This is a genomic window from Microcoleus sp. LAD1_D3, from assembly GCF_036702135.1.
In the GTDB taxonomy this organism is placed as follows: domain Bacteria; phylum Cyanobacteriota; class Cyanobacteriia; order Cyanobacteriales; family Microcoleaceae; genus Microcoleus.
Map to the genome: position 1 here is coordinate 50,678 of NZ_JAUBSB010000041.1, position 8,058 is coordinate 58,735.

Annotated in this window: 5 protein-coding genes and 1 pseudogene; 4 read left to right on the forward strand and 2 right to left on the reverse strand. The window is 47.4% G+C overall.

Translation table 11 applies throughout. From position 1 onward, the window contains the following. Positions 1–94: 94 nt before the first annotated feature. Together QUA74_RS20865 and QUA74_RS20870 are read right to left on the reverse strand one after the other, a co-directional pair. Entirely contained in the window at positions 95–358 is a 264-nt protein-coding gene (locus QUA74_RS20865; RefSeq protein ID WP_333333087.1) for a hypothetical protein, read from the reverse strand. A 480-nt stretch (positions 359–838) separates the two neighbouring features. Next, the gene (locus tag QUA74_RS20870) at positions 839–1,861 is read right to left on the reverse strand and encodes an alpha/beta fold hydrolase (RefSeq protein WP_333333088.1); all 1,023 of its coding nucleotides are present in this window, start codon (positions 1,859–1,861) and stop codon (positions 839–841) included. A gap of 417 nt (positions 1,862–2,278) precedes the next feature. Between QUA74_RS20870 and infC the strand changes: the two genes are divergently transcribed. From infC to QUA74_RS20890, 4 genes and pseudogenes are all read left to right on the forward strand, one after another. After that, a complete protein-coding gene (gene infC, locus QUA74_RS20875; RefSeq protein ID WP_006635262.1) occupies positions 2,279–2,815 on the forward strand; it encodes a translation initiation factor IF-3 in 537 nt (178 codons plus the stop codon). 107 nt (positions 2,816–2,922) lie between these two features. Continuing rightward, the gene (locus QUA74_RS20880; protein ID WP_333333090.1) at positions 2,923–5,964 is read left to right on the forward strand and encodes a HEAT repeat domain-containing protein; all 3,042 of its coding nucleotides are present in this window, start codon (positions 2,923–2,925) and stop codon (positions 5,962–5,964) included. A gap of 115 nt (positions 5,965–6,079) precedes the next feature. Continuing rightward, positions 6,080–6,556, forward strand: coding sequence for a Crp/Fnr family transcriptional regulator (locus tag QUA74_RS20885; protein WP_006635260.1), 477 nt, complete (start codon positions 6,080–6,082; stop codon positions 6,554–6,556). A gap of 553 nt (positions 6,557–7,109) precedes the next feature. Then, positions 7,110–7,761, forward strand: a pseudogene (locus tag QUA74_RS20890) (transposase); the annotation flags it as partial. Positions 7,762–8,058 lie beyond the last annotated feature (297 nt).

Sequence of the window (8,058 nt, forward strand, 5' to 3'; positions counted from 1 at the left end):
TATCGCCCCTGCTCTCTTTTTTTCTGAATTTTTTAATCAGGGATTTTCGGTGCTGCTTGAAACTTAGTGGGGCGATCGTGATCGCGCCCGCCAATTAGACAGTATAATAGCTAGTCCATGTTTTCAGCAGTAACGGGAGAGTTTTGTGTGTTACTTGGGCGGGCAATGCTTTGTCATTTAGACTCTTTTTGAGTGCACGATCTACAGCCAGAGCATTGGTTGGTTGACCTGATAAAAAGTTTTGACCGTAGATATAGTTATCGCAGTTGTAAAGTTTGTTGGACAGCAAAGACAATCGATCGGCTTCTGGGTAAAACCTATGATTTGGTTTAATGGCTTGCCTTTCGACTAACTGCATAACTTGGATGTGTACTACCAGTTAGAGAAGATACACTATCTTGGTGATTGTGTCAATCTCTGATTTTCTCAAAAAAGGGCCCTTCCATAAAAGTAGATACATGACATCACAGAAATACGGAGACTTACTTTCCTGCAAGAGTCGCCCACAGTAAAAAAGTTGTTTAGTTTAGGTTAGTTTAAGCCTCCAGATAGCGGCTGTGGAGTCAATCTCTAACTTCAAATCGACTGACTCTCAACAAAGGGAATTTTTGTAATATAGCAACCGCTTTGACGGTTAGGACATTCTTAATTGCTGAAACATAAGCGGTCGATTGCTTCTTCCTTCTTTTTACCCTGCCCTTCTTCCTTCTTCCTTGTGCTATACCATACCGCCGGACCATACCGCCGGGTGCGATCGAGTTCTAGCAACTTTTTTTTGAGCCGGATAGATACCCGCAAGTTATTTTTTTCCCTTAGCAACGCACGGCCCTGTGTCTAATCAACAGCGCTGCAATTTGCTCCTGCCCGTAGGTGCAAAATTCCGGCTCATCCAGCTCAAAATTGCTTGATTTACTTGTTCCGGACATTCATCCTGGGGACAGTGGCCCGCATTGTCTAATTCAACTAGCTCTACATAATTGGGATTGCATTCGACATATTGGTGGGGTCGGGCGAACCGAGGGGGAATCATCCGGTCTTGTTTGCCCCAAATTAACAGCATCGGGATTGTTAAATTTCGCATCACCGTCTTGACACCGGGGCTGAATTGTGAACTACCTACAGCTTTAAATAAAGCGCAGAAGGCGCGGGCGGCTCCCCGATCACCTGCTGGCCCTGCTAGAATTTCCACTAATTCGTCGGTAACAGCTTCGGGATTGGAGTAGGCAAAGCCAACCCAGCGACGGACAAAGGAAGGCTTGCGGGCAAAATAAAATAAAGGCCTGAGTAAGATCGGAGAAACAAACAAACTTTCAACCGCTTCGATCGCCGGAAGCAGCCATCCGGGCACCGCCTCGGCTCGCACAGAGGGGTCTGGGAGGCTAATCATCACTGTGCCCGCCACCATGTCCGGGTGAGCTGCAGCCACGGCCAGACAAATCAGCGAGCCGATCGAGTTTCCTGCCAAGACTACCGGCTCTCTGATAAAATTCACCCAAAAATCATAAACTTGAGCGACCCACAAAGACACAGAGTAGTTGACCGGAGCTTTTTGGGAAGCGCCAAACCCCAACAAATCCAAAGCGTAAACGGTTTGGTTTTCGGCGAGTTGGGCGAGATTTTGTCGCCAGTGACCGATCGAAGCTCCAAACCCGTGCAGTAAAATAATCGGCGTTCCCGATGCGCGCGGGGCAATTGCCTCGGCCGCAGAATCTTGAGATTCGAGCGCGTCTTGATTTCGCCCCAAAACCGGCCGCAAATAAGTGTAGCGAGTTTGCCAACCCCGCCACATCCAGTCTCGTTGGGTTCCCACCCGTTGGTGCCACAGCAGAGAATTTGTCAATTTTGCCTCAGCTCGCAACATAAATTTACACTTGCTTATACCTATTCTACAAGGCAAATCAGGCGACTTGGGGGACTTGCCAGACCGGGGGAGAGGGGGTAAGAAAAGCGGTTGTACCTCATCCTTAAGCTTTTACCCTGAATTTTTGACGGTTTTGTCATCAATCGGGCAAGGGGGCGGGCGATCGTGTGTGAAGTTAAAATAAAACTAGGCAGAAACTCAGCCAGACTGAGTAGAATAGCAAGTATTGTAAGAATTCATTTACGATCGTCCAAATATTCCCCAAGGCTTTAGCGGAGGGGAGACAGGGCGCGGTAGTACGTCCGGTAAGGGTAACACCTTATAAAACAGTTCGATCGTCAATCGTGAAAAATTGACCGATCAAACCTGTAACTATCAAGAAGCTTCGCTATTAAACTACTGCTTGTAAAACCATTCATGCCTGTGATTGAAAGAAGACAAAATCGCAACCTACCCCAGATCAACGAAAATATTCGATACCCCAAAATCCGGGTAATCGATACCGACGGCGCGCAACTAGGGATATTGACGCCTGCAGAAGCGCTGCGCCTCGCAGAAGAAAAAGAACTGGATCTCGTACTTGTCAGCGACAAAGCTGACCCGCCCGTATGCCGGGTAATGGACTATGGGAAGTACAAATTTGAGCAGGAAAAGAAAGCGCGAGAAGCAAAGCGGAAGCAGCACACTGCCGATGTTAAAGAAGTGAAGATGCGCTACAAAATTGAAGAACACGACTACCAAGTGCGCCTCAAACTAGCAGACCGCTTTATCAAATCTGGGGACAAAGTAAAAGCCACGATCATGTTCAGAGGTCGGGAAATCCAACACAGCAACCTAGCAGAGGACTTGCTTAAGCGCATGGCCACAGATTTGCAGGAAATCGCAGAAGTGCAGCAAGCCCCGAAAAAAGAAGGACGCAGTATGATGATGCTGCTGTCGCCGAAAAAAGTATAAATAGATAGTCATTAGTCAGCAGTCATCAGTCATAAACTGGTGACTGATAGCTGATGACTTCCGAAGTTAGTCAGGAATAAGCTACCACACAGGGAAATCAACGCTGCATGGAAAATTTTCAAATCAGCGGTTCGGCGGGAGTAAGACATGGAGTGCTGCGATCGCTTAACCTGCGATCGGAAGAAGTAGAGCGAACCGTACTGATGTTCCTCGTCTACACTCTAACCTCCGTCGGGCTGATCTGGCTGGAACTCAGCACAGTAGGTCTTTTTCTAGATGAATTTGGTGCAGATAAAATGCCCTGGATTTACATAGCCAGTGCGTTTATCGGTTCTGGCTTGGGATTTGTCTACTCGTGGTTGCAAAAAATCCTGCCGCTAAGGCGCACCGTCGTAGTGGTTCTGGGAATGATGTCGGTACCCTTATTTTTGTTTCGATTTGGCATCGGCTACGAAAATACTAAGATAGCTGGCATCAGCATCGCTTTTATTACTATTTTTTTGATGTGGCTGTGGGTGGAAGCTTGCTATGTGCTGAACGACCTCAACACTTCTATCACTTCCAACCAACTGTTTAATATTAGAGAAATCAAGCGCACCTATCCGCTAGTGAGTAGCGGCTATCTAGTAGCTGGAGTAGTCAGCGGATTTTCTCTGCCTGTTTTGCTGCGCGTAGTTGGACTCCAAAACGTTACCCTCATATCCGGGTTGATGGTGGCGACAGGCTCGGTGTTGCTGTACTACCTCACGGAAAAATACAGCCAAGCATTCCCGGAAACGGCTCACTGGACGGATGATGATGAAGACGACGACCAAGAAGAATTTACCGCCCGCAAAGTTACAGGCCCACTCCAAAAATACGCCGTACCTCTAGTCAGTTTCTTCATCCTCGCAGAAGTCGTCTACGTGCTGGTAGATTTCCAATTCTACAGCCAGTTAGAATACCAAAACCCTGGGGACGGAGCTAGCTGGATCGCTAGCTTCCTGGGCATTTATGAAGGCATACAAGGCCTGTTTCAAGTGGCGACTCAGTGGTTCGCTTCGAGCAGGTTGGTGGAAAGAATCGGTGTATTCGTGACGGCGATGATTTTGCCGGCGGGCATCGCGATACTCGGGGTACTAACCATAGGAGCATCCCTGGGCCAGCTAGTATCTGTGTTCATCGGGCTGATATTGCTGAGATTTTTAGACGAACTGCTGCACTACACGCTTTTGGAAACCGTTAGTCCGGTTTTATTCCAACCGATTCCCGACAATATTCGATCGGGCATTCAAACTTTGGTCAACGGTGTGGGCGAACCTTTGTCCACCGGAGTTACAGGAGTCGGCATCCTGATTATGCTGTGGGTGACAGGCACGATACTCCCCCAGCAAGATGAAGAGGTATTTCACGACCAGCAAAGCTTGATATTTATTGGCGTGATCGTCATATTGGCACTGTTGTGGGTGTTTGTCGTATGGTTGATCCGCTCTCAATACGTGGGTTTGTTGGTCAAAAGTGCGGAGCGGGGGCGCTTGGGCGTCACAGACGTTGACCTCAAAGCTCTCAAGCGCGCAGTGGTGGAAACTCTACAAAAGCCGGGGGGCGAAGATGAAAAGCGCTCTTGCATAGAACTCCTGACGCAAATTGACCCGAAAAATGTCGGAGAAGTTCTGGCTCCCCTCCTCGATTCGCTGTCCCCTGGTTTGCAGCGCCAGAGCTTGGAAACGATGCTGCAACACCCGAACCCCGCATATTTAGAAGCTGTCCGCGCACTTTCGCAGCAATCCTTGCCGCCGGAGGTGCTGGCCTTGGCTTTGCGCTACATCTGGCTGACGGAAGCTGAACCGAATATTGAGAGCTTGCGGCCTTACTTGCAGCCGACGGTCGATCCGGTGGTGCGGGGTACGGCGGCTGCTTTAATTATGAGAAGGGGCGATCGCCTGCAAAAGGCAGAGGCTACTAACACGCTGCGCCAAATGCTGACGCACAAACAAGAGCGGGAACGTGTTATGGGGACGCGGGCTCTGGGAGAGGCTGATTATTTGCAAGGACTGCGGCTGTACATCCCCAATCTGTTGCAAGATGAATCTCTGCGAGTGCGCTGCGCTCTGTTAGATGTGATTTCGTCTACTCATTCGGAAGAATATTATCCTTCGCTGCTGCGCGGACTCGGTTACAAATCGACTAGGGAAGCGGCTTTGCAGGCTATAGTCAAACTTCACAACGATGCCATTCCTTTGCTCGTGTATTTGGCTGAGGATATCCACAAGTCCGATTTGGTCAGGTTGCAAGCTTGGACGGCTCTGGGTCAAATTGGGACTGCGGAGGCGATCGACATTTTGGTCAGCAATTTGATGACGGCTTGGGGCACGACCAGGCGCAACATCCTTCGCATCCTGTTGAAAATGCCTTCGGAAGCGGGGATAGAAGGGGTTCTAGACCGCATCGGCCGCAGTGGCTTGGAAACTCTCATCGAACAGGAGTTAATGTTTATCGGTCAAATTTATGCAGGTCTGGTAGATTTGTCTGGGGTAACAACCTACGGCAATTTGTCGGGGGGTGCTAACAGCACTGGGGCACATGGGGACGATACGGCTCAATTGTTGCAGCGGGCTCTGGCGGGGTTGGAAGCGGATGCTAAGGAGCGGTGTTTTTTGCTGATGAAGTTTCTTTATCCGCTGGACACAGTACAAGCGGCTGCTTTCAACATCGCTTCTGGCCAACCTTCTTTGCTTGCTAGGGGATTGGAAATTCTCGACAATACTGTGGATATAGCTAGGAAGCGATCGCTGATCAATTTGTTGGATCAGAATTCGGAAAGAGAAAAATTGAGCAACCTCTCGGAATTGATGGTTTACAAACCTCTAGCCCCTAGCGATCGCTTGCGCCGCTTGCTAGAATTGCGCCACTTCCTTTCCGATTGGGCTTTGGCGTGCTGCTTTCACTTGGCGAGGGAAGCGCGCTGGAGCCTTACGGCTCAACAAACTCTTGTCTGTCTGCAGCACCCGACGGGTTTTGTCCGCGAAGCAGTGTTAGCCTATTTGAAAATAGCCTCGCCGCGGGCTTTGGTCGAATTGTTGCCCAGGCTGCAAAATGACCCCGATAATTTGGTATCCGCTCAAGTTGAAGAGATGATGGCAGAGTTGGGTGCTGGGGGAAAAAGGTAACATTAGTTAGTTGTCAGTTGGCAGTTGTTATTGTCAGTCAACAGTTAACAGTCAACCGTTTTTATTCCCCTTCTTCTTCCCCTTTTTAAGTTTAAATTAATCACTGCATCTCATTATGTTAACCAGCGTCGAACGCCTATTGTTTGTGAGGGAGGTTCCGATTTTTAAGGAACTGCGGGATGATTTTCTCGTGCGTCTAGCATCGGTAATGGATGAACTTTCATTTCCTTCCAAGCACAGGATTTTTACGGAAGGACAAGAAGGTCGGTCTCTTTATATTTTGGTATCGGGAACGGTGCGGGTGCATATAGGCGATCGGGATTTGGCACAGTTGAAAGCGGGGGCTTGTTTTGGGGAAATGTCGCTGTTTGATGCAGAACCTCGATCGGCTTCTATTTCTACTCTCGAACAATCCGAGTGTTTGATGCTGACTCAAATGCAGCTATATGATGCGATTGATGAAACGCCGGGAATTGCTGTGAATATTATTCGCTTGCTGTCGCGCCGGATTCGCGAGTTGAATCAAAAGTTGAATGCTAAAGAGGCAATTATGCCACCTACAGAGACTGTGAGAGTTGCTGAAATGCGATGAAAGTGGGGAATTAGGAATTGTGTTTTTAGTCGCTCGGTAATTCTGCAATTCTGCACAATTTATCTTCTGTAAGGTGCGAATAGCGATTACGAATAGGCACAATTTCTCTGGTAGATTATACCAAATCCGGGTTAGCTACCCCCTGATGATGGCAGAGCCGAAACGGAACCCTCTGTGCTCGATCACTAGCGCGAGTTAAGGGTTGATGAAATTTGAGTCTGGTTAATCCTTAAAACTGTTTGATGTCAGGCAGGACACCGGCGGGCGATCGAGAGATGGGCGGGCAACGCAAGGAGCTACAATAGGGCTTGCTGAATAAGTTAAGAAAAATCACGATCGCAATTGATGGGTGATTCAAGTTCGGCGAAACATAATTTTTTGTTTTCTATAACTTGTCCCGTTATAGTTTTTGATAATAACTGACCCGTAAATAGGGCTTGCTGAATAATCGATCGCATATTGCGTCGCGAAAGGTTTCGATCGGGCGATCGAGAATAAAGTGCCAGATAAACAGGTAAAATAGGCCAAAACCCATGCATCACCACCTGAGATCATGTACAAAAAGGTTGAGCTTGCTCTCATCCCACCCTTGGACTTTAAACTAGCCAACGGGTCTAAATTGTCACCAGATAACCGTTGGGTAAAGATGGCCCAAGTAATACCGTGGTCAGAATTGGAATCCGAATATGCTCAAAACTTCCCCACAGAAATGGGTGCACCAGCTTTCATCATGGAGGATGGCGTTGGGGCCATTAATTATTAAGGAAAAATTAGGAATTAGCGATCGGGAAACAGTAGAACTAATCCGTGAAAACCCGTATCTGCAATACTTTATCGGTCAATCAAGCTACAGTAACGAGCTGCCATTTAACCCATCACTATTAGTTCACTTTCGACGGGCGTATTAGTCCCAACCTAATTAATAAAGTAAACGAACGAAGGGTTGAAAAAATGTGGGAAATTACCCCAGTTAAACCCGAAAAAAAAATGATTTGGACGGCAAAAATGAATCACCCAAGTTCTGAAAATTAATCATAGATGCTCCCTCGGCCCCAGCAGATATTACCTATCCGACCGACTTAGGACTATTAAACAAAGCCAGAGTCCATACAGAAAAAATTATAGACATCCTGTATAAACAGATCAAATATCAAACCAATAAAAAACCAAGAACCTACTGTAATAAGGCCAGAAAAGATTACTTACAGCACTTCCGGGTGTTATGAGGTACAATAAGAATAGATTAAAAAAATACACCAATGAAAGCATATTCAGTAGATTTGCTTTCCAAAAATAGTAGCAGCCCATCAAGATCAGAAGCTGTCGATCAGAAAAACAGCAGCGATATTTTCCGTCAGTAAAAGCTTAGTTCAAAAACTGGTCAAGCAACAAAAAATAGAGGGTGATTTACAGCCGAAACCCAGGGGTAAACCGAGATACAGTCATTTGAATAATTCCACAGCTTCTTTGAGAGAAATAGTGGCAGCACATCCCGATGCAAC